This is a genomic window from Pseudoalteromonas sp. SG45-2 (genome assembly GCF_014164115.1).
GTDB classification, from domain to species: Bacteria; Pseudomonadota; Gammaproteobacteria; order Enterobacterales; family Alteromonadaceae; genus Pseudoalteromonas; species Pseudoalteromonas distincta.
On sequence record NZ_JACJEO010000027.1, the window covers coordinates 16,153 to 41,885 of the forward strand.

Below are 25,733 nucleotides of genomic sequence, written 5' to 3' on the forward strand. Positions count from 1 at the left end.
AAAAAGCCCGCTCAAATGAGCGGGCTTTTTATTCATATTCTAATTTTAGTTAAATTAGAACTGTAAGCTTACATTTGCAAAGTAAGCATCATAATCAGAATCATCCCAGTTATTGCCGTAACCTGCTTCTAAACCAACATTGTTGTTGAAGAAGTGTTGAGCACCAAGAGTGTAATCATCATTTTTATTAACTGTAACAAAAACCGATGTTGCTTTGCTGAAATAGTAGTTAGATGCTAATTCCCAGTTACTTGAACCACCATCAACATCTTCAAATTTACCTTCAACAGTCAAGTAGTTACCTTGCTGTAAATCAACAAAGTACTTAGCTGCTACTGCACGGTAATCAAACTCATCATCTGCTGTTACTGTGAAACCGATATAATCAGTGCTATTTAATTCATGGTTATATGCTAGGTCAAACACAAACTGATTCTCAGCATCTTCTACATCAACAAACGTTGCTTTTAATAAAAGGTTTGGATTAAAGAAGTAACCTGCAGAAAGTTCAATTACATCCGTGCTTGAGCCAAAATCACTATCGAAATTATTGTACTGTGCACCTAATACAAAATCTTCTACAAAATACTCACCGCCAATGCTAGTAACATTTGCAAAATCATTATCACTGTATGCACCATAAACATTTGTTTGCTTATTGATGTACTCAAATTGATCGTAAGGACCTAACGTCGCTTTTGGAGAAAAATAATAAGTTGAGTCAACACTTAGTGTGTCATCACCATCTACATCCACGTATCCTACATGGCTGATTGATTGGTAAGTATCTGCGGCTATTGCAGTGGTTGCAGCGCTTGATAATAAAATGCTCGAAATGATAACGGCTAATTTTTTCATTTTAAATTCCCTATAAATATTACTTTTTATGCCTCAGCTGTCTAGCTAAAGTCGGGGCGCATCCTAACGTCAAAAAAATGAACAAAAACTGAATAAGAGGGCAAATTAAAACCACTTGAAATGTAAATAATTACAAGCAAATGTAAACAACGGGTATCAATAAAATCTACGTAACAATAGTCTGTCATCATTTAAACTCAAAAAGTAACAAATAAGGTACAAGTTGTCGCTAAATTAAACACAACTTAATTATTCGATAAACCTCATCAATATAACCTCCCCTCACTAAATTTTTCTAATTTCTCAAAATAATGACTATAATTAATTCATTATTTCTGAATTTATAATAAAAAATAGGTTTGTATAAGTGCATATTTTTATCTGTTTTTTCCCAATAACCATTGTTTACTAGCAAAAACAACTCCAATACTTACTATTTTATAGCTATTATCATCGACTGCATTTAATGACTTTAATAACAATTTAGCCATTCATGGCGACTCTATTTATAATTTAAAAGAAGTATTTAGATGAGCAAAATAAAGGGCGTAATTGCGACTGGTAATAATTTACAGTTAAAAACTCAAACGTTTAAAAACGACAAAGCCCGCTAAATTTAGCGGGCTTTTGATATTACTTTTGTATTAACTAAGTACGGGACTTAATTAAAACTGAAAACGCATGTTAGCAAAGTACGCATCGTTATCAGAATCATCAGCGTTGTTTTCGTAACCCACCTTTACACCAATATTTTTATTGATGAAGTGTTGAGCACCAAAGCTGTAAGTGTCTTGCTTGTTGTAGTTAGCAAATACAGATGTTGCTTTTGAGAAGTAATAGTTAGTTTCTGCTACCCATTGGTTTTCTGCGTCATCAATGCTTTCGTATTTACCTTCAAAAGTTAGGTAGTTACCTTGCTGTAAATCAATAAAGTATTTAGCAGCAACTGCACGGTAATCAAAATCGTCGTCTGATGTAAGTGTAACACCTACGTAATCTGTGCTATTTAGCATGTAGTTATAAGCTAAATCAAATAATGCGTAATCGTCGCCGTCTTTGTTTTCAACTAGTGTTACTTTTGCAAGTAAATCAGGGTTGAAAAAGTAACCACCCGTCAGTTTATAAAGCTCACTGTTAGAACCTGAATCTGGGTCTAGGTTTTCGTAAGATGCGCCAACAACAAATTCATTAATAAAGTATTCACCACCAACCGATGTTAAATCGCCAAAGTCGTCATCAGCGTAGCCACCATATACGTTAGTTTGTTTATTGATGTATTCAAACTGATCGTACGGACCTAAAGTTTTTTTAGGAGATAAGTAGTAAATAGAATCTACAGCAACGGTGTCGTTGTTATCGCTATTTTTGTAGCTTAGGTTACTAATTGAATTATAGCTGTCTGCAGCAGCCGCAGTGCTAGATAATAAAATGCTCGAAATAATAACTGCTAATTTTTTCATTGTAAGACTTCCCTATGTACATTGCTTTTTGTGCTCTAGCTGTATTGCTAAAGTCGAGGCACATGCTAACGTTAGGAAACTGAATGAAAACTTAACTAACCAGTTGTATTTATTAAGTTAATTGTAAGGAAGTGTTGTAAACTGTAAAATTAAAGTAGTTGCAACATCTAGTCAACAACTACTTAAAACATGTACTATATTAAAGCGCGTGTTGGCTAATAATTCGGTAAACATCGTTAATATTATCGCCAGACTTAAACTCTTTACTAATTGGTGTTGGATCTGAGCCAACCCATATTTTTAGCTCGGCATCTAAGTCAAAATGGCCTGCACTTTCTTTACTAAACTTGGTAATTTTAGAGTAAGCAATACTCACCATTTCCATTTTAGAACCTGTCATACCTTGCTTATCAATTAAGATTAAGCGCTTATTAGTAAAAATAAACATATCACGTACTACTTTATATGCTTTTTCTACTTGCTCGCCGTCAATTAATGTATTGGCGAGGATTTTTTCTAAATCAGAATCGTCAACTTCGCTTGCATTACCCATAAGTCCGCTAAGTAAACCCATTATACTTTCTCCTGTTTAAATATTTGATTCTCTAATGTATGACCATTAACTAACTGCCGGTACTGCCAGTGTTGTTGATGACAAAAATTCAGTAGTGCAATATCAAGTGGATCGCTCGTTGGCTGATACTCAACTACATATTCTTTATGTTGGCTCATATACACACGACTCACACCTGCAATTGCTTGAAGCTGTTGCTCAACATTTTGATAAGCCTCGCTTAGCATTAATGTATAAAAGTGTTTATCGGTATTATTAGTTTTTGTTTGATGCTCGCTTAGTACGCCTTTATCTAAATGAAGTACCTGTGAGCATAGTCGCTCAAGCTCAGTTAAATCGTGAGAGCTTAAAATAAATGTAGCCTGTTCACTTAATTCTGATACCAGCTCACGTACTTCTCTGGCATGAATCGGATCAAGCCCTGCGGTTGCTTCATCAAGCATTACAATTTGTGGTGCGCCAATAAGTGCTTGCGCTATCGTAACGCGCTTGCGCATACCGTGCGATAAATCCCCCGCACGCTGCTTTGCAATTTCTTTTAAGCCAACTAAATCAAGTACACGTAGCGCCTCAGTTTGACTTTGCTTAGCACCCATACCTTGCAGCTTGGCATAAAAGGCGAGTTGCTTATCTATATTAAAACGAGGGTCAAGTTGCGCGTCTTGCGGTAATGCACTTACTTTATTAAATAAAGCAGCACTACCAGGTTTATGCCCTAATATTTCAAGGCTGCCTTTACTTGGCGCAATATAGCCGCACAACAAACTAAATAAGGTAGTTTTACCCGCACCATTTGGCCCTACAAGTGCCACTGGCGCGCCTTTGTTAATTTCAAAGTCCACATTATTAAGCGCAAGTTTTGCACCATACGATTTACTCAAACCGCTAGCTGTAATTAATGGTCTCATAGTGAGCTCCTTGCAAAAATACGTTGAGCAACGCTTAGTAGCACCGCTGTTTGTACAAGGGGAATAGCAACAGCGCTTAATAATGGTAAATTTTGCCCCGCTAATAACTCTATTTGCACACCCGGAAATAAATAATCAAGCAAGCCTAATGCGGGTATTTGCCATTGCAATATACCAACTACAACACCGCCTGCTGCAAAATATAAAATTGCCAATACAATAGATAAGCGCGATGAGCGAGCAAAAGTATTTATTAACGTCATAAGTGCTACAAATGGGCACAGAGTAATCACTAATATTAAAAATATAGAAAGTGCACGGGCAAAACCACCTGCCAGTAAACTTGGATCTCTAAACCCTAGTACAGCGAGCGTAGCCACAAGAGTAATGCCCACTAAGCAGGCTAATACCGCTAGCTGCCCTAAAAAACGGCCAAACAGTATTTCAAAGCGAGTGGAGCGCAGTGATAAAAACCTCAGTGTGCCACGTTCTCTGTCGCCTACCGTTTGGTCGCTACAAATAAATAAACCAAAAACGGGAAAGCTATACAGGGCTATTAACCAGTACATAGCAAATTCGGCCTCAGGCCAATCCAATAATTTACTTAAACCAATAGAACCTGATATATCACGGGCTATTTGCTCAAAATCGGGCGCACTTACAATGCCTACTGCCTGCCCTATTGGGTAGCGCAGTATGATTAGCCACACCAATGCAAAGGCAGCTAATGCAATAAGTCCACGTTTAGTTAAAAACATACGTACAAGCTCAAATCCCGCTATTTGCGTTAATCGCCCTACGTTTATCGGTAATGGTGTTGCCATTGACTATCCTTAATGACTTTTTATTTTCTGTGTATTTATCCACACTAAGTGTAAACACCTTGAATTACCAGCAAAAAAAAAGCTCACCAATGGTGAGCTTTGTAACAATACATTTAAATGTAACAACATAAATTGCGTTAAAAATTATAAATGCTGCTTATAAACCTCAAGTGCTTGGCTTAAATCGCTAATTAAATCTTCAACATCTTCAAGGCCAATATGCAGGCGAATAACCGGGCCTAAATCCCAACCTGTATTTGAACGTAGCCCTTTCATAGTTAAATTAGCCGTTACTAAACTTTCAAAACCGCCCCACGAAAAGCCCATTTTAATATGCTCAAGGCTATCTAAAAATTCATCAATCGCTTTTTGATTACCGGTTTTCATCACAAATGAAAACAGCCCATTACTGCCATCAAAATCACGTTTAAAAAACTCATGCCCTGGGCAGGTTTCAAATGCAGGGTGGCGAATATGATCAACAAGCTCATGTTGTTCAAGCCATTTAGCTACTTCTATTGCTGCTTTTTCATGTTGATTTAAACGCACACCCATTGTACGCAGGCCTCTAAGCGCTAAATACGCATCATCGGCACTGGTACATTGCCCTAGTAAGTACGAGTTTTCGCGCAAGGTTGGCCAATACTTTTTATTAGCAACAGCCACACCCATCATCACGTCTGAATGGCCAACAATATACTTTGTTGCAGCTTGAATACTAATATCAACACCGTGCTCTAACGGGCGATAATGCAAGCCGTTACCGTAGGTATTATCAAGCATGGTCATTACGTTGTGCTCATTGGCTACTTTTACCATAGCGGGCACATCTTGCACTTCCATCGTAATAGAACCTGGAGACTCTAAAAACAACACTTTAGTATTTGGCTGAATGTAATCTTTAATACCTGCGCCAATGGTTGGCGGGTAATAGGTTGTTGTAATGCCCAGTCCCACTAAAATTTTATCGCAAAAATCGCGAGTTGGTTCGTACACGTTATCAACCATTAAAATATGATCACCGGTTTTTAAAAACGATAAAAATACTTGGCTGATCGCCGCAGCGCCACAAGGGTACAATGCACACCCTTCGCCGCCTTCAAGTTCTGTAATCGCTTCTTGCAGCGCAAAGTGTGTTGTTGTTCCCCGGCGCCCATAAAATAACGTTTTATCGCCACGGGTTTTAGCTGCTTCTTTTAAATCGGCTACAGTATCAAATACAATGGTAGATGCACGCTGTACAACGGGATTTACTACGCCATGTGTATAGGCTTTTTTTCGCCCTGATGATACCAGCTGAGTGTTTTTATTACTTTTACTCGACATTGTTAATCCTTAAGGGTTTGTGCGCCAATGCTCAATTAAATAACGAGAGATAGAATCGGTTCTAGGCAGCTTTAAATGCTCACCTTCTTCGTGCCAATTACCAAATTGTGCTAAGTCTTCACGGCTAAACCATTTTGCATCGTCTAGCTCTTCTTTATCTACGTTAATTTCCTCAGATGTCGCCTCTGCAAAAAAACCAAGCATAATTGACGATGGGAACGGCCAAGGCTGAGATGCTACATAACGTACATTATCAACCTCTATACCTGCCTCTTCTTTAACTTCACGCGCAACAGCTTGTTCCAGTGTCTCCCCTGGGTCTACAAATCCAGCAAGCGACGAATACATACCAATGGGCCACGCAGCTTGGCGGCCTAACAAGCAGCGCTCTACTCCATCTGCAAAGACTTTAGTAACCACCATAATTACCGCAGGATCGGTGCGCGGGAATGTAGGATGCTTACAGTTTTCGTTTTCACACACTCTAGAGTGCCCGGCTTCCACTGAACGGTTTTTACTACCACAGCGCCCACAAAAACGATGCGTGGCATGCCAATAACATAAACCTCTCGCAAGGGCCGCTATTGAGGCATATTTAATGGTTACTTGAGGCCCATATTGGCGAATATCAAAAAACTGAGCGCCCTCTATTAAAGGTGTAAGTACGCTTTCACCCAGATCAGATACATCCAGTGCAAACACACCATGTTTAGCATTGTTTAAACCAACAAAAATAGCACTCGTTAAATCTAAATGTGCCACTTGTTGATATGTTAAATAGCTTACTTTAGGGGTATCTTTAATAAATAGGGTTTGATTATTTTTAACTAAAACCCATTTACTTTGCGCCGACATTTGCGCTTTAAGCCACGATGGGTCTTTACGAAAATTTGAGCCTCTATCTAATGGCATGTTGCTGTAATGAAGCATGTAAGTCCTTGGTAACTCGTTATGCTTTAAAATTACCATAATCATTTAGCAAACCCAATTGATTACAGTAATAAAAAAAGCCTATATAAGGCTTAATTCATCTATTACGGCTTTGTATTAAAATCTCTCATGTTGCAGGCACTTAGCTTGCATTTTTTTAACTATTTTTTGCTATTACAGTAGCAAAGTATTATCAATTAAATGAAATTGCTCAGCGCTTTGTTTTAATACCTCAGCGGTTAACCGGTCAGCACCATAAACATCGCACGGTACATTATATTGATTTTTTAAATGCCCAAGTAACAAGGCAAAGTCACCATCGCCAGAGAGCAAAATAACCTTATCAAGATTTTTACCCTGCTCTAACATGTCTATTGTTATGCCTACATCCCAATCGCCTTTAGCACTTCCATCACGACGTTGAATAAATGGCTTTAGCTTTACGTCAAAACCAATCGCACGCAAAATATTCTGAAACTGATTTTGCTTTTCATCCCCTCGATAAATAGCATACGCAAAAGCACATTCAATATTGTATTGCGTTTGCATTACCCGCCAAAACGCATTGTAGTCAAAGTTTTTTCCGTAGCTTTCGCGGCACGTGTAATAAATATTTTGCACATCAACAAAAATACCGACTCGTGGTTTCGTGCTTTGCTGCTCGTTTTGTAAAGTCATTTAGTGTCCTAGTGAGGATTAATAGCAATAAAAGTAACGTTATAAAATAAGTGTACCTTGCAATTTATATTTAAGTAACCTAAATTAGTTACATACCCTTATGTAACCAATATTGGTTACATATTAAAAAGTAACCATTTTGAGATTTTTATGATTGGTGTGATCAGCGGCGATATTATTAAATCGCAAACCATCCCTAAGCAGCAATACGATGCCATGCTTTACCAACTAGAGCAAAGTTTGCGAAATATTTCGGGTGAGCAAACCCTTTGGAATATATACCGAGGCGATTCCTTTCAGTTACAAGTTAATAACCCTGAGTATCTTTTTAAAAACGCTATACTAGTGTATTTACACCTTAAATCATCAGGTTATGAGCTACGCCAAAGCCTAGCGCTTGGGCAAATAGATAACCCACGCAGCGATATAAAAACAGCAACCGGCTCTGCTTTTACCCTTTCGGGGCAAGCCCTTGATAAAATAGGTAACCAACGCTTTGTTTTTAGTATTAACGAGCAGCAGCTCGATGAAAGCTTAAATCTTAATTTAGCCTTTGCTGACGTATTGCTCACTAAAATTACACAAAAACAAGCAAATGCCTTGTATGTCTATTTAACATCATCAGACAACAGCCATGCGGCACTAGCTAAAGAGCTTAAAACAAGTCGCGAAAATGTAACAAAACTACTAAATTTAGCGCACTACCAACTTATAGAGCGCTTCATTAAGCACACACAACACGTTATAAAAAATATAATTAAAGGAGGTGAATAATGGCGTTTTCACTTTTACTGGTCGCCCTTATTATTGGCCACTTACTCGCTGACTTTTACTGGCAACCTATGAGTTGGGTAAACGACAGAAATACCCGTCACTTTAAAGCCACTAAGCTTTATTTTCATGTACTCGTGCATGGTGTAACAAGTGTACTCATCGTTACCGTGTGGGAATACACATTTGGCTGGCAGCAACTAAGCAGTGTTTTAATTGCAACGGCAAGCATTATGGTGAGCCATTATTTTATTGATATAGCTAAATCGTATTCTAATAAAGGCGTGGTACCTTTTTTACTTGATCAAATAGCGCACATACTCGTTATTATTGCGCTCAGTATTTGGCTAACTGATAATAATAGCTTTATGGCTGCAATTAATAATATGCTCACTGATCCCAACATACTGTGGGTGGTATGCGGTTATTTAATTATTTTAAGCCCCTGCGCCGTATTTATAAGAATGATGTTAGAGCGTTTAACAAGTAACTTTTCAAGTACTGGTAGCTTACCACTTGCAGGGCAAAGCATAGGTATGTTGGAACGCGTACTTATGCTGAGCTTTATATTACTTGACCAATTTGCAGGGCTGGGTTTTTTACTTGCGGCAAAGTCGGTATTTAGGTTTGGTGATTTAAGTGCAAGCAAAGATAAAAAACTTACCGAGTACGTCATGCTCGGCACATTACTTAGCGTAAGTGTTACTTTATTTGTAGGTTTAGGTATTAACTATTTAATCAGGCAGGCAATACAGTAAGTACAAATTACAGGCAATAAAAAACGCGCTGCTTCTATTTAATTAAAGAAGGGAGCGCGTTTTTTGTATCTGCCTTTAACTAAATTCTAAATTAATTAAACGCTAGTGCAATCACTAATAATGATTAATCGTTATTGGTGCGACGACGGCGTTGGCCATTACCGCCAACAGATTCACGCTTTGCCCATGGGTTTTGCGCGCTGTCATCTGTTTTAGCTGCTGGCTTTTTAGAACCACCACGGCGTGGGCCGGTACCATTACCACCATTGTTCGGCTTTTTGCTGTTAGGCTTGCTGCTATCAGATTTAGGCTTATTAAAAGGCTGCTTTTTCTTAGGCTTTTTAGCCGGCAGTGGGCGAGCATCTAATGCGCGTTCAGCTACTGGGTTAATAGGCTCAAAACCGTCTTCCTCAGCACGTGGAATAAGCTCACCAATAAAGCGTTCAATACCGTATAAATCAACAGCATCATCAACCGTTACAAACGAAATCGCATGACCCGACGCACCAGCACGGCCTGTACGGCCAATACGATGAACATAATCTTCATATACGTTTGGTAAGTCGTAGTTAACAACATGCGGTAATTCAACAATGTCTAAGCCACGTGCAACAATGTCTGTTGCTACTAATACGCGTACTTCACCACTTTTAAAACCATCAAGTGCTTTAACACGTGCGCCTTGTGATTTATTACCATGGATAGCCGCGCCTACAATGTCATCGCGTTCAAGTTGTTTAACTAAGCGGTTAGCACCGTGCTTTGTACGGCTAAACACTAATACTTGTTGCCAATCGTTAGTGCGAATTAAGTGGCTTAGCAATGCTGTTTTACGTGTTTTATCTACCGCGTAAACGCACTGAGTAACACTTTTTGCAGTGGTATTTTTTGCTGCAACTGAAATTTCAACTGGGTCATTAATTAACCCTTTTGCTAATGCACGAATTTCATCTGAAAATGTAGCCGAAAACATCAAGTTTTGACGTTTAGCAGGCATTTTAGCAATTAAGCGTTTAATGTCGTGAATAAAGCCCATGTCTAACATGCGGTCAGCTTCATCGAGTACAAGCACTTCAACGCTATCAAATTTAACTGCATTTTGATTATGTAAGTCGATTAAACGACCCGGCGTTGCTACTAAAATATCAACACCTTTACGAAGACGCTGCATTTGTGGGTTAATTTTAACGCCACCGTAAACTACAAATGAACTCACATCAGAATGCTTAGCGTACTCTTCAACGTTTTCGCTTACTTGCAAAGCAAGTTCACGTGTAGGCGTTAAAATAAGCGCACGTACGTGATTGCTTTTAGCTTTAGGACCCGACGACAAGCGCTCAATAAGTGGTAATGTAAAACCCGCTGTTTTACCTGTACCTGTTTGCGCTGCTGCCATAACGTCACGGCGTTCAATAATTGCAGGAATTGCTTGAGCCTGAATCGGCGTTGGCGTTTCATAGCCCTTTTCTAAAACCGCATTAACCAAAGACTGTGATAAACCTAAACCTTCAAAACTCATATAAACTCTCTTTTAAATAAGGCTACATTAGCCAGTTGCGCGCATTATACCTGTAGTAGCTAAGAATGCATGCCATTATTTACGTTGCAGGCAATTGAGCATAGTTTATTAAAGTTAAACCTGTGATTAAGTTGCTCAAAAATGCAAAAAACGGCCATAAGCCGTTTTTTGTTTATACTTAATTACTCTAAGTATTAGAGTTACTTAACACCTAACTCACGCAAACGTTCTTGCAAGTAGCTATCTGCCGTGTAGCGCTCTGAAAGCACAACATCTGGATGCGGGTGTAAAAATAACGGTAATGAAATACGCGATTTAGTAGATGCTTTACCCGTTGGGTTAATTACACGGTGAATTGTCGATGGGAAATACCCGCCCGACGCTTCTTGTAGCATGTCGCCGATATTAATAATTAAGCTGCCAAAATCACATGGCACGTCTAACCAACCGCCATCTGTTTTTTGAACTTGTAAACCAGGCTCATTAGAAGCTGGTAATACAGTCAATAAATTAATATCGCCATGGGCTGCTGCGCGAATAGCACCAGGCTCTTCATCACCCGTCATAGGCGGATAATGAAGGATACGTAACAATGTTTGCTCAGAATCGGCAATCATGTCTTTTAAATCAATCGAAAACTTAGCACGCACATCAGCTGGTGCTTCAGCCTGAACCCAGCTTAATAATGTGCCAGCAAATTCACTTGCTAAACGGTAGTATTCACGTACATCAGCTTCAAGCTGGGCAGGAACGCGACCTTTAGGGTACACATGAAAGTACTCTTTAATGTCTTTTATTGTAAAGCCTTTCGCTACTTCTGATACTGAAGGCGGAAAGTAACCGTCTTGAGTTTCTTTAGAGAATAAAAAGTCGTGCTTTTGCTCTGAGTTAAAAAAGTCTTGCCAATTTTTGTAAATAGACTCAACTAAAGACTGTGGGATTGGGTGGTTTTTTAAAACGCCAAATCCAGTATTTCTTAACGATTCAACAAATTGTGCAGCCGCATCGGGAGCTTTATAATCAACAGTAGGTAATTGCATTGTACGTTCCAGTGAATAGGTTGTGTGAAGTGAGTTGCTTTTAATAGTGCTAAATTACTTATATAAAGTAGCAAAGCCTTCATTATAGCGCTATGCGAGGATAGACAAATGACCTCAAAAACATAAGGACATATGTCCTCAAGACATGGTCACCGTCACTTTGCTTGATCAAGATCAACTTATAAAAAAACGTTGAATTTGCAAGGTTTAGTAACTATCTCTGGTCTATTATTAGAATATATTTTATTTGTGTAAATAAGGCTCCCCATGCGACAAAAAGTATCTTTTAAAAGCGGCGATTTAGAACTTGCCGGCCAACTTGAACTTCCCTCTGGTGACGTTAAGTTTTACGCGCTATTTGCACACTGCTTTACATGCGGTAAAGACATTGCAGCAGCTACACGGATTAGTCGTGCACTTACGCAGCAAGGTATCGCCGTACTGCGTTTCGACTTTACCGGTTTAGGTAATAGTGATGGCGACTTTGCTAACAGTAACTTTTCATCAAACATTCAAGATTTAGTATCTGCGGCAAATCATTTACGTGAGCATTTTGCTCCGCCGCAACTACTCATTGGCCACAGTTTAGGCGGGGCAGCCGTTCTTGCTGCTGCTGAGCATATTCCTGAAGTATCGGCTATTACAACCATTGGAGCACCGTCAGATGCGCAGCACGTAGCGCATAACTTTGAAGCACACCTTGATGAAATTAACGCAGCAGGTGAAGCTAAAGTTAACTTAGCTGGTCGTGAATTTACCATTAAAAAGCAATTTATTGACGATATAGCCAAGTACGATAAAAGCCACATAAGTAAACTTAAGCGCGCATTATTAGTAATGCACTCCCCTATTGATGCGACTGTAAATATTAGTGAAGCTGAAAAAATTTATGCATCAGCTAAGCATCCTAAAAGCTTTATTAGCCTAGATAACGCCGATCACCTTTTAACAAATAAAAACGATGCCGACTACGCTGCACAAATAATTGCAACGTGGGCAAACCGTTATGTTAAGTACGACAAAACTAAATACACGGCAAGTTTAACGGGTGGTAATGTACTTGTTGAAGAAAAAGACCATGTATTTACTCAGCACGTAAGTACAAAAGATCATACTTGGCTTGCAGATGAGCCAATAAAAGTAGGCGGTAAAAACTTAGGCCCCGATCCGTATCATCACTTATTAGCGGGGCTTGGTGCCTGTACGGCCATGACACTACGTATGTACGCTACACGTAAAAACTTACCACTGGAGCATGTTAAAGTAGAACTTGATCACACTCGCGATTACAACAAAGATTGCGACGATTGTGAGCAAACCGGTAACCTTGAAGCCATCACCCGTAAAATCACCTTACGTGGCGACTTAACAGAGCCTGAGCGTCAGCGTTTACTCGAAATAGCCGACAAATGCCCAGTGCATAAAACACTACACAATAACCCGGTTATTGTTAGTGAACTGGTAGAATAACTGCCGTGAAATTAAAATAGCGCAGGTCACACTGCGCTATTTTAGATGAACAATAAAGTAATCTCACAATCTGAGATAAAATATAGAGGTTGAATAATAGGTACGACTCTAGTAAATTGTTAGTAAAATTATATAACCAAGGATAGGTATAAATAGTATGAATAAAAATACTTACTATGAGCGCAATAACTTTTCAATTTACGAAGTAACAAACAAAACAGGTATCGAGTTAACTTTATCTGAGCTGAAACAAATTGAATTAGCTATGCTAATTACCCCAAAAGCATTAACAACTTTTATTAATATATTGCACAACCCTGCTAACTTAGATGAAAAGAAAAAAGAAAAATTCGAATCAATTATGAAGCAATACGGTTTTGTTAATTCGGCTAAATTTGAAGCAACACGAACATTTCTTATTCGCCAAGCTCGTAAACTAATAAACCTTATCGGCTCCATGCTTTTAACTCCTCATAAGCTTTATAAATGCGCAGGGTTTGGCGATGCTACTTATTATGACAGATATGGGATTATAGGGTTTGGTAAGAGCTTTTTCGAAGTAGGAACTGACAGAAAAGTTGATACTATCGTTCACGAGTTTAGTCACGCGGTATGGACTTCTGAAGATACAGCATATAACGCTAGAACAGCTATGAAAGAGCTTAATATAATCGCTCGAAACGCACGAATAAATCAAAACGCCCAATATAGGAAAGAAATTCTATCCTCTTCATACGCATTTGAAAATGCAGTACGAGCAGCCCAATGAAAAAAATTATTATTTCCATAGTTTGTTTAATAAGTTACTCATCTCTTGTTAAGTCTGAAGAAGTTAAAGAAAGCCCTATCGCTACCTCCTCTTTCACTTTTTGTCATCTAGATACTAAGTGTACAACGAATATTAGACTAGCTAACACAACCCCGTATCAAGTTAAGCTAAGCTCTCTCGCTTTTAATGAACAAGGAATCGATTTAAATTCGATGTATGTATTTGAAGAAAGTAGATACTACGATTTAAAAGAGAATAATTTAGATACAGGTATTTCAGAGCAACCCATACAGGGACGCAGACGTGCCTACAAGCAATTATCATCATTAGAATTCGAGCCACTAGAAGTCAAGTTTATAGAGCTAAAGGGCATAGAAGAGAGGTTTGCATTAGAGCCAGGGAAAAGGTATATGGTGGGAACACTTACTCCATTTGTAAACTTGTACATTAATGGTAAGTTTGCCGATATCATCACAATTAGAACAAACTATTCACTGTTAACAATGCCTACAGAAGATATGGAAATAAAAGAACGACCAATAAAACAGTTTGCTACACCGCAAGGGTAACCTGCAATAATATACATGCTTTGTTTAATACCACTCAAAATTCTGCGTCAGCTTAAACCTTTATATATCAAGCCAGCTTAAAGTTGGCTTGATTATATCTTGCCTAATTATCTAAAAACGCCACTACTTCTTTACTCATTCTATCCACCAACCATTTTGGTCCGCCATCATACATATAGTTATGGCGTGATTTTTCTATTAGTGTTTGTGTAACAGGAAACTTATCCAACTCTGAATCGTTTAACAACACATTCGCATCAGCTGGGTAATCACTACCGCGAAGTGTAAGTACGCGAATGCTTTTATTGCGCGGGATCAACATGCGGCGATGATCGAGCGTAATAATAGTGCTAACTTCGTTTGGATAAATAGAGCCATATAATGCGGAAATATCCCCGCCATTAGAATGCCCAAATAAGGCGAGCTTTGTAAAATCATACGCTGGGTATTTACTCGCTAGCTCATTAACTAAAAACTTAAGTGTTACTACGCCACGGTGCCAGTTTTCCATGCGAGTTGTTAAGTAAGGCTGCTCACGGTTTAAGTAAGGGTCACTTTTTAGCTCATGTGCAACGGCTATTGTTAAATATCCACGCTGATTAAACGCATTACTGGCAAACGTATACCCGTTATGGCTAATCCCGTAACCTGCGTTAATAAACGCTACAGGGCATTTTACTTGCGCTGTACACTTAGCATTGTTACTTGGCAATGTAATATTGATAGGAATAGTGCGATTGCGGCTTTGATCAGTTATAACGCCATCGTTTGCATAGCTTGTCGCGCTTATTGCTGATGTGCTTATATCTGATGCACTTAGAGCTAGTGCGCTTAACATAAAAAGCTTTTTTAAGTGTTTTTTGCATATTTAAACTTATATAAATTATTGTTTTTAATTAAAAATAACTTTTACTTTATAGGTTTGCATTCTCTATTGACAAACTATGCGATAATAGCCGCCATTGTTTAAATATATTTAGTAAAAGATCCAATAAATGAAATCATACAATAGCATTCAAGAACGTATAGAAATTTTAGAAGACAAACTAACGGCAATACATGACGAAATCGAAACACTAAAAACCCCTGCTAAAAACAACAATGAACGTATTATTTTTAAGTTTATTGAAACAGGCAGCACAGGTAAAACGAAGGATTTTGTTCGTGAGTTAGGTATTAAATCACCACGTGACGGTTTGTTTTCATCAGGAGACGTTACAAAACTAATTAAAGATGGCGCTGAAGATATTTCACCAGCGTTATTAGAAATCGCAAGACAGCTTGCCAGTGCACGTAATAAAAATGGCCCTAGCCGTTAATTACGCAGTTACGCAGTATCTAGAAGCCCAGCTAAGCTGTCGCTTCTAGTTAGTAATCATATTAAACTAAATTAATCACAAAGCTCTATATTAAGGCTGGTAAGCAAATTAAGTGCTTCGAAGCGATCAAACTTAGCATTCGCTAACATATTATTATTCAAATCTATATTAAATGCTGTCGCACCTACAAAATCACATTTTGTTAGGTTAGTTTGAAAAAACTCACTATCGCGAAAATCTGTTCCTGTAAATTCACTACCGCTTAAATCAGCATGTCTAAAATCAACATTTTTGGCAAAGCAGTGTGTTAGTTTGAGGGCTTTGAGGGTTAATTCAAAAAAAGAACTATTACTGAGCTCGCAATAATTAAAGCTCACCGGTGCGTTAATACTAAGCGCTGGCCAATCCACGTCAGTCCATTGCAGACTATTTAATTTACAGTGGCTAAAACTTACATTTTCAAGCGAGCTGTAGTTCCATTTTAGTGACGATAAATTACAGTTTTTAAAGTTGCACTGTATAAATCGGCAATTTTTAAACTGCCCGCCTGAAAAGTCGCAATCGGTAAATGTGCACTCTTCAAACTCAGAATTTTCAGTTAGTTGCTCTTCGTGCTGCAAAGCATTAAATTGCTCGTCGAAGTAGTGATTATTATTTGAAATTGACACTATTAACCTAGTTTTTATTGGGCGTAGACGTTATTTTTAGGTAAATCTTTTTTAAGCGCAAGCACTGCAATAAAAATCAAAGCAAATAGTGGAAATAGCGCTAAACAGCCACCCACAAAAGCTAAAACTCCAGGCATAGTACTTTTACGCTTACCTATTTTGTAGCTAATTACAGCAAAAATAGGAATACTCAGCACAATAAAAAAAACTAAGAACTCACCAAATAAGGTTGCATTGATCGACATAATAATTCCTTTTTCGTCTATTCGATTAAAATACATGTTGCTGTAAATTTAACCACAAAAAAACCCTTAAGCATATAACTTAAGGGTTTTTAAATTTAGCTCAATAAGCTAAACAAAAATTACTCTTCGCTAGGTATCGATTTTTCAACAACACTAATGGCAAGCTCAGCTAACGAATCCATATTAGGCTTACTAGGCGCGTTAGTTAATAAACACGACGCTTGTGTTGTTTTAGGGAAAGCAATAACGTCACGAATGTTATCGGTACCACATAAAAGCATTGCTAAACGGTCAAGACCAAATGCTAAACCAGCATGTGGTGGTGTACCGTATTTAAGTGCATCAAGTAAAAAGCCAAACTTGTCTTGTTGCTCTTGCTCGTTAATACCTAAAATTCTAAATGCAGTTTCTTGCATATCTGCATTATGAATACGTACCGAACCGCCACCCACTTCGTAGCCGTTTAATACCATGTCGTAGGCATCTGAAATAGCCGCAGCTGGATTTGCTTCAAGCTCACTTGCAGTAATATCTTTTGGTGCTGTGAATGGATGATGCACAGCATGTAATGTGCCTTCGTCATCTTCTTCAAACATTGGGAAGTCTACAACCCAAAGTGGTGCCCAACTATTAAGGTTAGTGATTTCTAAGTCAACACCAATCTTAACGCGCAGTGCGCCCATTGCTTCATTTACTGTATTGCGCTTATCGGCACCGAATAAAATAATATCGCCAGACTGTGCATTAGTACGCTCAAGTAATTTTGTGATTACGTCTTCGCTTAAAAACTTAGCCACTGGTGATTGAACACCTTCAGCGCCTGCAGTGTGGTCATTTACTTTCATCCACGCCATGCCTTTAGCGCCGTAAATACCAATAAACTTAGTGTAATCGTCAAGCTGTTTACGAGAAAGCTTAGCGCCACCCGGTACAGTTAATACAGCAACACGACCTTTTTCGTCGTTAGCTGGACCTGAGAAAACATTAAACTCTACGTCTTTAACTAAATCTGCAACATCAACTAACTTCATTGGGTTACGTAAATCAGGCTTATCAGAACCGTAAAGGCTCATTGCCTCGCTGTAAGGCATGATTGGAAAATCGCCTAAATCAACGTTTAACAATGTTTGCCACATCTCGCGGATCATTTTTTCAGTCATACCACGTACTTGATCAGAGCTCATGAACGAGGTTTCTATATCTATTTGGGTAAATTCTGGTTGGCGATCGGCGCGTAAATCTTCATCACGGAAACATTTAACAATTTGGTAGTAACGGTCAAAACCCGACATCATCAACAATTGCTTAAACAACTGTGGAGACTGTGGTAAAGCGTAAAAGCTACCTTTATGAACACGACTCGGTACTAAGTAATCGCGCGCGCCTTCAGGTGTTGCTTTAGTAAGTACAGGTGTTTCGATGTCTAAAAAGCCGTTTTCATCTAAAAAGCGACGAACAAAGCTGCTTGCCTTAGCACGTAATTTAATACGGTCACTCATTTCTAGACGACGTAAGTCTAGGTAACGGTATTTTAAACGACGCTCTTCTGAGTTTACTTGGTTAAAATCAAGTGGTAATGGCTCTGAGCGGTTAATAATATTAAGCTCTTTACCTAAAATTTCAATTTCACCTGTTGCCATGTCTTTATTTACTTGGCTGTCTGGGCGTGCGCGAACAACACCTTTTAACTGAACACAAAATTCTTGGCGAAGTGTGTTAGCCGAACTCATTAACTCTTCAATATCAGAATCGAATACAACTTGTACTAAACCTTCTCTATCGCGTAAATCGACAAAGATAAGTCCACCAAGGTCACGTCGTTTGTTGATCCAGCCACATAGTTCTACTTCTTGATCTACGTGAGTTTTATTTAGCTGTCCGCAATATATAGAGCGCATAGTTTTCCTGTCAGATAAAAGGCTTAAACGGTTAAAGTTATTTGTTTTAAAGCGTGTGATTTAAAAAACAGGTCACCACAATACAAATAAAGCCGCTAGCAATCTAAAAATAATCAAATTAAGCCCTGCATTATACCCAAGTAGTATCAAGATGCTAGGGCGTGTTGAACGTTGGTGGTTGAATTTGCAGCAGACGGTTTGGCTTTTAGGCAAGGCAGAGCCTATGTAGTGTGGTTACTCCCCATAAATAGGCGATAACGCAGCATAAATGCCAAACATGCGCTGCCCTTTGGGTTCTTTCTAGGGACGATTAACTCTTTGTTACTCGGTTTTTACTTAGCCCACTAGGTTACAAACCTCGCGCCGCGATTAAATCGCCCCTAGATTGAACAAATTTCAATCCACAAAGCTCAACACGCCCTAGCCGTGTACGCCTTTTACCCCTGAATTTACAGCAGCTCGTTTTGTTATTTGCTACACTATCGCCACTTTATAATAAGGCGCTAGTTTGTATGTTATATATTGGATGCCCGCAGTGGTCGAGTAATGCATGGAAAGGCAATTTATTTTCAAGCCAATGTAAAAACGTCGATATGCTTAGCCAATACGCACAACATTTTAATTCTGTTGAAGGCAATACCAGCTTTTACGCTGATCCTTCGCCTAGCACCGTGTTGCGCTGGGCAAATAGCGTACCCGACGATTTTAAATTTACTTTTAAGTTTAATCGTCGCTTTAGCCACGAGCTGCACCTAACTAATGTTCAAACCGAGCTCACTGATTGGCTTAACTTGTTCTCCCCTATTTTAGAAAAAACCGGGCAAGTCATGCTGCAATTACCTAAAGCATTTGGCCCTGGTGACTTACCCAAACTCGCGCAATTTATTAGCCTATTACCAAAAGAGATTAATTACGGCGTAGAGGTACGTCATACTGCATTTTTTCAAAAGGGTGAAGCCGAAATAGCGCTTAATCAGTTATTAATGGCAAACAACATAAATCGCATATCGATGGATACTCGCGCCCTATTTGCGGTAAAACCAACAACCGAAGCGCTAATAGATGCACAACAAAAAAAGCCCCTCTTACCGGTACATGCAATAGCTACTGGCACAGAGCCTATGGCGCGCTTTGTTATCGCCAATTTACAACACGACTATAAACCCTTTTATAAACCGTGGCTGAGTAAAGTAAAACAATGGCTTGATGAAGGAAAAACGCCTTATGTGTTTTTTCATACAGCAGATAACCGAGAAGCGCCATTATTAGCAAGGCAGTTTTGCAAAGACCTTGGTTATAATCACAAAGCATTAAACCCATTTACTGGCGAAAAAGAAGCCCACCAGCCAGCACTTTTTTAAAAGTAAAACGACAGAGAAACAATAATGAGTGAATACGCACGTTACTTTACCGGCTACCCAGCCAACATTGTTGAGCAAGTATTAAGCCTTATAAATAACAAAAAGGTATGTGACTACTTACTTAAAAAGTACCCGCAAGCTCACACTATTACCAGCGATAAACTACTTTATAACTACGCAACCGAACTTAAAAAACAATATTTAAAAAATGCGCCACCGTTTGGGCGTGCGGCATTTAAAAAACAAGGCGACATGGTCACTAATGCTCTTGGGACGCATACGTATCGAATGCAAGGTAAAACCCGTAAGCACGATTTAGCGATAAACAGCGACTTGCTGCGCGCTCCCGAGCCATTATTAAAAGCGTTAGTGGTACATGAGCTCGCCCACTTTAAAGAAAAAGACCATAACAAAGGCTTTTATCAACTTTGCTGTCATATGGAGCCGAGTTACCACCAGCTAGAGTTAGATTTACGGATATTTTGTGTGGTCGTCGCAATGGGAGAAAATCCTTATTTAAAATAAGGGTTTTACCGTTGTTTAACTGAGTGAAAATAACGCCCATGCTTAAGTTAATATTTCCTTCCATAACCAAGCGTTCATACCCAGTCTTTTATCCCCGTAAGCAACTCACAACTTAACGCCTGTCCTTAATAAAAACAAAAAAGTTTAAAACTACATAATTGCCCTACATTTGAGAGCTACACTCTTAAAAGTTAATTTAATCTTTAGAGTTTTAAATGATGAAAAATACCCATGCCTTTTTAATCAGTGCACTGTGCTGCTTAACCTTAAGTGCCTGCAACGAGCAAAACAGCCAATCACTTGAACAATCAAACCTCAATGATTTTACTCTAACAAGCTCAAAGGTAAGCGATGGCGGTAACTTACCTATTACTTATACGTGCGATGGGCAAAGCATTAGCCCTCCACTTAACTGGAGCGGTGCACCTGACACAACCAAATATTATGCGTTAATTATGGATCATAAAGCGCCAGAGGGAATGCATTGGTATTGGACCATGTATAATATTACCGCCGATAAAACACAAATTAAAGCGGGCGAAACTCTCGGTGAAGTAGGCTCTAATAGCGTAAACGATTTAAACCAATACGCACCGCCTTGCTCTAAAGGTCCGGGTGAAAAAAGCTATACTTATACTGTGTACGCGTTATCTGCACCGGTTACCTTTAATAGCGATACAAAAGTAGATCGCTCAGCATTACTCGCTGCTGTAAAAGATATTACGCTCGATACTGCAAGTATGACGGTTAAATACTCGCGAAGCGCCAATAGCGCCGAGCACAAACCTAATGCAAGACCAAAACCAAATGAGCAACCAAAGCCTGATAAATCATATTTAACCGCTAACGTAAAATCACCTCGTTGCGATGCTATTACACAATCAGTGAGTAATGCAGGGTTTGATAAAAGCGTATCTGTTACGTGCGATGAACAATATGCTTATATTGCCTCATCTACTTATCCTGATCATGAAGTAATGACTGGTATTACAGGTACTAACGAGCAAATACCCGTTCCAGCTAAAGACTACGCCGCACCTATAAAACTAAATCCTAAAAAAGCAAAAGCAATTACTACAATTGATGCAGCCGTAGGTGTTGCCGTTAATGGCGTACCAATATACGACTATTCTTCGCAAGGCGAATTGGACGTAAATAGCTACGATGAGAAACACGACACGTTAGCACTCGGACAGTTAGATATATGCGGCGGACACGCAGGACGAGGTGATGACTACCATTACCATGTATCGCCAACGTGTATGATTGACACAATGAAAAACCAATCAAGCGATGCCATTATTGGTTGGGCTTACGATGGTTACCCGCTCTATGGCAGTAAAAACCCAGACGGCAGTGCAATTGCCAAAAGTGACCTTGATGTATGTAATGGGCAAGCCGACGACACATTTGGCTATCGCTACCAAACATCAGCTACGCCGCCGTATATTATTCAGTGCTTAGTAGGTGAAGTAGATACCGCAAAATTACCAAGAGTGTCACCATTGAGTGGCGATACTCAAGGTATAAGAGCCGACTTGCGCCCGCCACAAGGAGGCGTTAAAAACCTAACGCACACAATCTCTGAAAACGGCAGCCGTACAATGAGCTACTCATACAAAGGCGAAAACTACTTTACTACCTACAGCCCTGCATCACAGGGAAAAGACTGCTATAGCTTTAAACAAAAAACCATCAGTAATGGTGGCAAAGTTCAAACAGGTACATTTTGTAGAGGTCCGCAACCAAATCACCTTACTCCTACAGTCACTAAGCAAAATACAAATCCTGCCATTACAGGCAACCATAACTTAAAACTAGAAGCATGGGCTGATAACTGGTTTACAGCCTACATAGGCGAGCAGTTACTTGTTGAAGATTCTGTGCCTATAACCACAGAACGCTCATTTAATGCCGAAAGTATTACGTTTTCTGCAAACTACCCTATTGAGCTTAATTTAATAATTAAAGACTTTAAGCAAAACGACACTGGGCTTGAATACATCGGTGCTAAAAATCAGCAAATGGGTGATGGCGGTTTTATTATGCAACTTACCGACACCGATACAAATAAAGTAATTGCGGTAAGCAATAAAAGCTTTAAATGCGAAATACTTCACAAAGCGCCGCTTAACAAATTATGCGAAAGCGAAACAAACCCTGTAGCGGGCGAAGGCGCTTGTACGTTTATGTCAAAAGAAGCACCAACTGACTGGCTGCAAAGTAACTTTGACGATACGAATTGGGCTAATGCGGTAGAGCACAACTTTGCCGATGTAGGACCAAAAGACGGTTACGACGATATTAACTGGGATGAAAACGCAAAATTCATATGGGGCGAAGACTTAGAAACCGACAACACCCTTATTTGTAAAGTAACTATTGAGCAACCTCAATAAACAAAAAGGTCTCCGCTTCAATAAAAGGTAGTAATTATGTATTTTTTTAAAAAATTAAAATGGCTAATGCTAGCGTGTATTTTAACAAGTATGTGCGCTCAAGTGAGCGCACATGTATTAAAAAACACAACAGCCCAAGTAATTTTAAGAGATGGGCAAGTTGAAGTAAAAGTATTAACTAATGCTGAGCATTTAATCTCAGCGCTGCAAAGCGAGCAAGCATGGCTTATGGGCGATATTGATAAGCTTATGCCTACAAACTTAAGTGCAGAGCAACAAGAAGAGTTTGTAATAAATGCACTTAAACAAAAAACGAGCTTACGTGTAAATCAGCAAGTTATCGTGTTTGAACGCGTCGTTTTTACCACCAGCAACAACGAAGCGCACGACCTAGAAATTGTTTTTCAAGCGAAGCACTCATTTACAACAGTAGATGAGCTTGCCATATCGTTCCCTAAAAGTTTAGGTGCAGTACACGCAAGCTTTGTAAAACCACAATATAAGTTACTGGGTGCTGGCGATACCGCAAAAATAAAGTTCTAGCCCAAGAATCAACATACCTAAAAGCTTACTTAAAAAGGATTTTAGTAAGCAACTCCCTAAATACGCTAATTGTAGGCACATAATCAATATGCAATACTGCTTGGTACGTTAACGTCATGATCTTTACTATTTGCCAATCAGTGAAATTAATACATAAATTCTTTTTAGCTTTTTTTATCACTAATATCGCCCTTGTTGGGCTTATGTTTGTGTTTATATACATGACCTTTTCGTCAGGTTTTAACGACTTTGTTGAACAAGAAGAAACAAAACATGTAGCAATGGTTAAGCATCAACTTATTGAGTTTTATAGCGGATTAGGCAGTTGGCAACCCATTACACAAAGCACGCAATTATGGCGCTCTATTGTAGAGCCGCAAAAAAAGCCAGGCGAGCCCAAAGCGAATAAACACACAAGCATCCCACCCAAACCAAATAACAGCAATGCAACGCCTTCTTTATTGTGGGTACATTTACCTGCAGGTTCACTTAAAACAGGGCAACGTATAAGTTTATATGATCAAAATAAAAAGGTTGTTGTTGGTAGGGCTAATTTAAACGACAACCCACATATAGAACCTATTTTATTAAACAATAACGTTATAGGCTGGATAGGTTTAGTACCTTCAAAACTTGTGCAAAGTAGCCCAGCAAAAGCATTTTTAGCAGCGCAATTTCATAACTATTTTATGATCACATTACTCGTTATTGTGCTCGCATTTATTATGGCTATTGTGTTATCACGCCATTTAATCAAACCGATAAAACAAATAGTGACTGGCACCGATGAGTTAACAAAAGGAAATTTTGCCAGCAGAGTCATCCCCTCTAGTAAAGATGAGCTAGGTACCCTATCCAACAACTTTAACGCCTTAGCCCACACGCTTGAGCAAAACCAACAAATGCGATTCCAATGGGTGTCAGACACATCCCACGAATTAAGAACCCCACTTACCGTACTACGCTCGCATTTACTAGCCATACAAGATGGCGTATTTACAGCCGACACAAAGCGTATTAATTTACTCATAAACCAAGTAGATAACTTAAGTCACATTGTTGACGACCTAGCTCAACTAGCACAAACAGATAGCGTTAATTTAACCTATAACAATGCACATATTGATTTGATAAACATTTTTGAGCAATCAATTGAAAACTACACCGCTCGCTTTAAAGAGCGTGAATTAAATGTAGACAGCAAAAGCTTAACCAAAGCCGGCAAATGTATAATAAATGGCGATAAAGAACGCCTTGTACAATTATTTTCAAACCTGTTAGAAAATACCTGCAGATACACGCATAAAGGTGGGCAAGTAATAATACTTGCCAACAAAACACACAATAATATTGAGCTTATTTTACAAGACTCAGCTCCAAGTGTTTTACCAAACGACTTACAAAAATTGTTTGAGCGTTTTTATCGCGTTGAAAAATCTCGAAGCCGAGAGCACGGCGGCTCGGGCTTAGGGCTTGCACTTTGCAAACAAATAGTAGAGGCACATGGTGGTCAAATATCGTTGCACAACTCACCACTTGGTGGGCTAGAAGTTAAAATAACGCTGGCACTTTTAGGTTAAAATAATGGCATCACAAAAAATACTTATCGTTGAAGACGAAGAAAACATTGCAGAGGTACTTATTGCCTACGCTAAGCAACAAGATTACGAAACTGAGCACTTTAATAGCGGCAAAGGTGTAGTTAGTTTTGTAAAACAAAACACAGTAGATTTAATACTTCTTGATTTAATGTTGCCAGATGTTGATGGCACAGAGCTATGTAAGCAAATTAGAGCCTTTTCAAGTGTGCCTATTATTATGCTTACCGCAAAAAGTGAAGAAATAGACCGCTTACTGGGTTTAGAGCTCGGCGCCGATGACTACATATGCAAACCTTTCAGCCCTAAAGAAGTTATAGCACGCATAAAAGCCGTACTAAGAAGAACCAGCCAGCCTAAAACCAACATCATCAATCATAATAATTTTCAATTACACAAAGACGATTACGAAGCGCGCCTAAACGGCAAAAGTATTGGCTTTACCGCCGTCGAGTTTAAAATATTTTTACTATTTATAAGCCACGTAGGGCGTGTTTTTACCCGCGAAGATATTATTAATAACGTATACAGCGACACAACCGACATATCCGATCGCAACATTGATACACACATTAAAAATATACGAAAAAAGATTAACGACATTCAAGCAGGACTAAACCCAATAGCAGCGGTTTATAGTGTGGGTTATAAGTTTAAAGAGTAGAGATAAAGTTCGACTCGCTATATAAGGGACATGAATTACCGTACTCTATGTAGCGAGTT

At 38.9% G+C, this 25,733-nt stretch carries 26 protein-coding genes; 12 read left to right on the forward strand and 14 right to left on the reverse strand.

Annotated features, from left to right (window positions below; all coding sequences use genetic code 11):
- Nucleotides 1-54 precede the first annotated feature (54 nt).
- The 8 genes from H5116_RS17305 to H5116_RS17340 form a co-directional block, all read right to left on the reverse strand.
- Nucleotides 55-858: a putative porin gene (locus tag H5116_RS17305; RefSeq protein ID WP_182716711.1), complete on the reverse strand. Its 804-nt coding sequence runs from the start codon at nt 856-858 to the stop codon at nt 55-57.
- Nucleotides 859-1,523: 665 nt separating this feature from the next.
- Nucleotides 1,524-2,318: a putative porin gene (locus H5116_RS17310; RefSeq protein WP_002962833.1), complete on the reverse strand. Its 795-nt coding sequence runs from the start codon at nt 2,316-2,318 to the stop codon at nt 1,524-1,526.
- Between the two features lie 199 nt (nt 2,319-2,517).
- Nucleotides 2,518-2,892, reverse strand: coding sequence for a PH domain-containing protein (locus tag H5116_RS17315; RefSeq protein ID WP_007377979.1), 375 nt, complete (start codon nt 2,890-2,892; stop codon nt 2,518-2,520).
- Nucleotides 2,892-3,800 carry an ABC transporter ATP-binding protein gene (locus tag H5116_RS17320; protein ID WP_007377980.1) on the reverse strand — a complete coding sequence of 303 codons (909 nt, stop codon included), beginning with the start codon at nt 3,798-3,800 and terminating at the stop codon, nt 2,892-2,894. The genes H5116_RS17315 and H5116_RS17320 overlap by 1 nt, the downstream gene beginning before the upstream one ends.
- On the reverse strand, nt 3,797-4,624 hold the full coding sequence (locus tag H5116_RS17325) for an ABC transporter permease (RefSeq protein ID WP_182716712.1): 828 nt from the start codon (nt 4,622-4,624) through the stop codon (nt 3,797-3,799). The genes H5116_RS17320 and H5116_RS17325 overlap by 4 nt, the downstream gene beginning before the upstream one ends.
- 144 nt (nt 4,625-4,768) lie before the next feature.
- A complete protein-coding gene (locus H5116_RS17330) occupies nt 4,769-5,950 on the reverse strand; it encodes a cystathionine beta-lyase (protein WP_182716713.1) in 1,182 nt (393 codons plus the stop codon).
- Nucleotides 5,951-5,959: 9 nt separating this feature from the next.
- A complete protein-coding gene (gene nudC / locus H5116_RS17335) occupies nt 5,960-6,880 on the reverse strand; it encodes an NAD(+) diphosphatase (RefSeq protein ID WP_182716732.1) in 921 nt (306 codons plus the stop codon).
- 174 nt (nt 6,881-7,054) lie between these two features.
- Nucleotides 7,055-7,558: an NYN domain-containing protein gene (locus H5116_RS17340; RefSeq protein ID WP_182716714.1), complete on the reverse strand. Its 504-nt coding sequence runs from the start codon at nt 7,556-7,558 to the stop codon at nt 7,055-7,057.
- Between the two features lie 150 nt (nt 7,559-7,708).
- On the opposite strand from H5116_RS17340, the gene H5116_RS17345 reads away from it, so the two are divergent.
- Nucleotides 7,709-8,332 (forward strand): hypothetical protein, encoded by a 624-nt coding sequence (locus tag H5116_RS17345; protein WP_182716715.1) that lies wholly within the window; start codon nt 7,709-7,711, stop codon nt 8,330-8,332.
- On the forward strand, nt 8,332-9,087 hold the full coding sequence (locus H5116_RS17350) for a DUF3307 domain-containing protein (protein ID WP_182716716.1): 756 nt from the start codon (nt 8,332-8,334) through the stop codon (nt 9,085-9,087). Before H5116_RS17345 ends, H5116_RS17350 begins: the two co-directional genes overlap by 1 nt.
- A 124-nt stretch (nt 9,088-9,211) precedes the next feature.
- Here the strand turns inward: H5116_RS17350 and H5116_RS17355 are convergent, their stop codons facing one another.
- Nucleotides 9,212-10,606 (reverse strand): DEAD/DEAH box helicase, encoded by a 1,395-nt coding sequence (locus tag H5116_RS17355; protein ID WP_024595752.1) that lies wholly within the window; start codon nt 10,604-10,606, stop codon nt 9,212-9,214.
- Nucleotides 10,607-10,806: 200 nt separating this feature from the next.
- Nucleotides 10,807-11,646, reverse strand: coding sequence for an isopenicillin N synthase family oxygenase (locus H5116_RS17360; RefSeq protein WP_008172584.1), 840 nt, complete (start codon nt 11,644-11,646; stop codon nt 10,807-10,809).
- 267 nt (nt 11,647-11,913) lie between these two features.
- Here H5116_RS17360 and H5116_RS17365 point away from each other — a divergent pair, with 267 nt between their 5' ends.
- The 3 genes from H5116_RS17365 to H5116_RS17375 all read left to right on the forward strand — a co-directional run bounded on the left by H5116_RS17365 (nt 11,914) and on the right by H5116_RS17375 (nt 14,454).
- Complete coding sequence (locus H5116_RS17365) at nt 11,914-13,116, forward strand: bifunctional alpha/beta hydrolase/OsmC family protein (protein WP_033040721.1); 1,203 nt, start codon at nt 11,914-11,916, stop codon at nt 13,114-13,116.
- Nucleotides 13,117-13,273: 157 nt separating this feature from the next.
- Nucleotides 13,274-13,885 (forward strand): hypothetical protein, encoded by a 612-nt coding sequence (locus tag H5116_RS17370; protein WP_008139084.1) that lies wholly within the window; start codon nt 13,274-13,276, stop codon nt 13,883-13,885.
- Nucleotides 13,882-14,454: a hypothetical protein gene (locus tag H5116_RS17375; RefSeq protein ID WP_008139086.1), complete on the forward strand. Its 573-nt coding sequence runs from the start codon at nt 13,882-13,884 to the stop codon at nt 14,452-14,454. The genes H5116_RS17370 and H5116_RS17375 overlap by 4 nt, the downstream gene beginning before the upstream one ends.
- Before the next feature lie 103 nt (nt 14,455-14,557).
- Here the strand turns inward: H5116_RS17375 and H5116_RS17380 are convergent, their stop codons facing one another.
- Nucleotides 14,558-15,292, reverse strand: coding sequence for an alpha/beta hydrolase (locus tag H5116_RS17380; protein WP_182716717.1), 735 nt, complete (start codon nt 15,290-15,292; stop codon nt 14,558-14,560).
- Between the two features lie 157 nt (nt 15,293-15,449).
- On the opposite strand from H5116_RS17380, the gene H5116_RS17385 reads away from it, so the two are divergent.
- The gene (locus H5116_RS17385; RefSeq protein ID WP_002959968.1) at nt 15,450-15,773 is read left to right on the forward strand and encodes a hypothetical protein; all 324 of its coding nucleotides are present in this window, start codon (nt 15,450-15,452) and stop codon (nt 15,771-15,773) included.
- 71 nt (nt 15,774-15,844) lie between these two features.
- On the opposite strand, the gene H5116_RS17390 is transcribed toward H5116_RS17385, so the two are convergent.
- The 3 genes from H5116_RS17390 to aspS form a co-directional block, all read right to left on the reverse strand.
- Entirely contained in the window at nt 15,845-16,441 is a 597-nt protein-coding gene (locus tag H5116_RS17390) for a pentapeptide repeat-containing protein (protein WP_182716718.1), read from the reverse strand.
- 14 nt (nt 16,442-16,455) lie between these two features.
- Nucleotides 16,456-16,686, reverse strand: a complete 231-nt coding sequence (locus H5116_RS17395) for a hypothetical protein (protein ID WP_182716719.1) — start codon at nt 16,684-16,686, stop codon at nt 16,456-16,458.
- A 119-nt stretch (nt 16,687-16,805) separates the two neighbouring features.
- Complete coding sequence (aspS, locus tag H5116_RS17400) at nt 16,806-18,584, reverse strand: aspartate--tRNA ligase (RefSeq protein ID WP_182716720.1); 1,779 nt, start codon at nt 18,582-18,584, stop codon at nt 16,806-16,808.
- 512 nt (nt 18,585-19,096) lie between these two features.
- Here aspS and H5116_RS17405 point away from each other — a divergent pair.
- From H5116_RS17405 to H5116_RS17430, 6 genes are all read left to right on the forward strand, one after another.
- Entirely contained in the window at nt 19,097-19,945 is an 849-nt protein-coding gene (locus H5116_RS17405; protein ID WP_182716721.1) for a DUF72 domain-containing protein, read from the forward strand.
- Between the two features lie 24 nt (nt 19,946-19,969).
- Nucleotides 19,970-20,470: a M48 family metallopeptidase gene (locus tag H5116_RS17410; RefSeq protein ID WP_165722927.1), complete on the forward strand. Its 501-nt coding sequence runs from the start codon at nt 19,970-19,972 to the stop codon at nt 20,468-20,470.
- A 215-nt stretch (nt 20,471-20,685) separates the two neighbouring features.
- Nucleotides 20,686-22,869 carry a YHYH protein gene (locus H5116_RS17415; protein ID WP_182716722.1) on the forward strand — a complete coding sequence of 728 codons (2,184 nt, stop codon included), beginning with the start codon at nt 20,686-20,688 and terminating at the stop codon, nt 22,867-22,869.
- A 36-nt stretch (nt 22,870-22,905) separates the two neighbouring features.
- Nucleotides 22,906-23,412: a hypothetical protein gene (locus tag H5116_RS17420; RefSeq protein WP_182716723.1), complete on the forward strand. Its 507-nt coding sequence runs from the start codon at nt 22,906-22,908 to the stop codon at nt 23,410-23,412.
- Between the two features lie 221 nt (nt 23,413-23,633).
- Complete coding sequence (locus tag H5116_RS17425; RefSeq protein WP_259398861.1) at nt 23,634-24,992, forward strand: ATP-binding protein; 1,359 nt, start codon at nt 23,634-23,636, stop codon at nt 24,990-24,992.
- A gap of 4 nt (nt 24,993-24,996) precedes the next feature.
- Nucleotides 24,997-25,674 (forward strand): response regulator, encoded by a 678-nt coding sequence (locus tag H5116_RS17430; protein ID WP_182716725.1) that lies wholly within the window; start codon nt 24,997-24,999, stop codon nt 25,672-25,674.
- Nucleotides 25,675-25,733: the final 59 nt, after the last annotated feature.

Coding starts and splice junctions, on each gene's coding strand:
- H5116_RS17305 (WP_182716711.1), bottom strand. CDS start 858: ATGAAAAAATTAGCCGTTATCATTTCGAGCATTTTATTATCAAGCGCT.
- H5116_RS17310 (WP_002962833.1), bottom strand. CDS start 2,318: ATGAAAAAATTAGCAGTTATTATTTCGAGCATTTTATTATCTAGCACT.
- H5116_RS17315 (WP_007377979.1), bottom strand. CDS start 2,892: ATGGGTTTACTTAGCGGACTTATGGGTAATGCAAGCGAAGTTGACGAT.
- H5116_RS17320 (WP_007377980.1), bottom strand. CDS start 3,800: ATGAGACCATTAATTACAGCTAGCGGTTTGAGTAAATCGTATGGTGCA.
- H5116_RS17325 (WP_182716712.1), bottom strand. CDS start 4,624: ATGGCAACACCATTACCGATAAACGTAGGGCGATTAACGCAAATAGCG.
- H5116_RS17330 (WP_182716713.1), bottom strand. CDS start 5,950: ATGTCGAGTAAAAGTAATAAAAACACTCAGCTGGTATCATCAGGGCGA.
- nudC (WP_182716732.1), bottom strand. CDS start 6,880: ATGCTTCATTACAGCAACATGCCATTAGATAGAGGCTCAAATTTTCGT.
- H5116_RS17340 (WP_182716714.1), bottom strand. CDS start 7,558: ATGACTTTACAAAACGAGCAGCAAAGCACGAAACCACGAGTCGGTATT.
- H5116_RS17345 (WP_182716715.1), top strand. CDS start 7,709: ATGATTGGTGTGATCAGCGGCGATATTATTAAATCGCAAACCATCCCT.
- H5116_RS17350 (WP_182716716.1), top strand. CDS start 8,332: ATGGCGTTTTCACTTTTACTGGTCGCCCTTATTATTGGCCACTTACTC.
- H5116_RS17355 (WP_024595752.1), bottom strand. CDS start 10,606: ATGAGTTTTGAAGGTTTAGGTTTATCACAGTCTTTGGTTAATGCGGTT.
- H5116_RS17360 (WP_008172584.1), bottom strand. CDS start 11,646: ATGCAATTACCTACTGTTGATTATAAAGCTCCCGATGCGGCTGCACAA.
- H5116_RS17365 (WP_033040721.1), top strand. CDS start 11,914: ATGCGACAAAAAGTATCTTTTAAAAGCGGCGATTTAGAACTTGCCGGC.
- H5116_RS17370 (WP_008139084.1), top strand. CDS start 13,274: ATGAATAAAAATACTTACTATGAGCGCAATAACTTTTCAATTTACGAA.
- H5116_RS17375 (WP_008139086.1), top strand. CDS start 13,882: ATGAAAAAAATTATTATTTCCATAGTTTGTTTAATAAGTTACTCATCT.
- H5116_RS17380 (WP_182716717.1), bottom strand. CDS start 15,292: ATGTTAAGCGCACTAGCTCTAAGTGCATCAGATATAAGCACATCAGCA.
- H5116_RS17385 (WP_002959968.1), top strand. CDS start 15,450: ATGAAATCATACAATAGCATTCAAGAACGTATAGAAATTTTAGAAGAC.
- H5116_RS17395 (WP_182716719.1), bottom strand. CDS start 16,686: ATGTCGATCAATGCAACCTTATTTGGTGAGTTCTTAGTTTTTTTTATT.
- aspS (WP_182716720.1), bottom strand. CDS start 18,584: ATGCGCTCTATATATTGCGGACAGCTAAATAAAACTCACGTAGATCAA.
- H5116_RS17405 (WP_182716721.1), top strand. CDS start 19,097: ATGTTATATATTGGATGCCCGCAGTGGTCGAGTAATGCATGGAAAGGC.
- H5116_RS17410 (WP_165722927.1), top strand. CDS start 19,970: ATGAGTGAATACGCACGTTACTTTACCGGCTACCCAGCCAACATTGTT.
- H5116_RS17415 (WP_182716722.1), top strand. CDS start 20,686: ATGATGAAAAATACCCATGCCTTTTTAATCAGTGCACTGTGCTGCTTA.
- H5116_RS17420 (WP_182716723.1), top strand. CDS start 22,906: ATGTATTTTTTTAAAAAATTAAAATGGCTAATGCTAGCGTGTATTTTA.
- H5116_RS17425 (WP_259398861.1), top strand. CDS start 23,634: ATGACCTTTTCGTCAGGTTTTAACGACTTTGTTGAACAAGAAGAAACA.
- H5116_RS17430 (WP_182716725.1), top strand. CDS start 24,997: ATGGCATCACAAAAAATACTTATCGTTGAAGACGAAGAAAACATTGCA.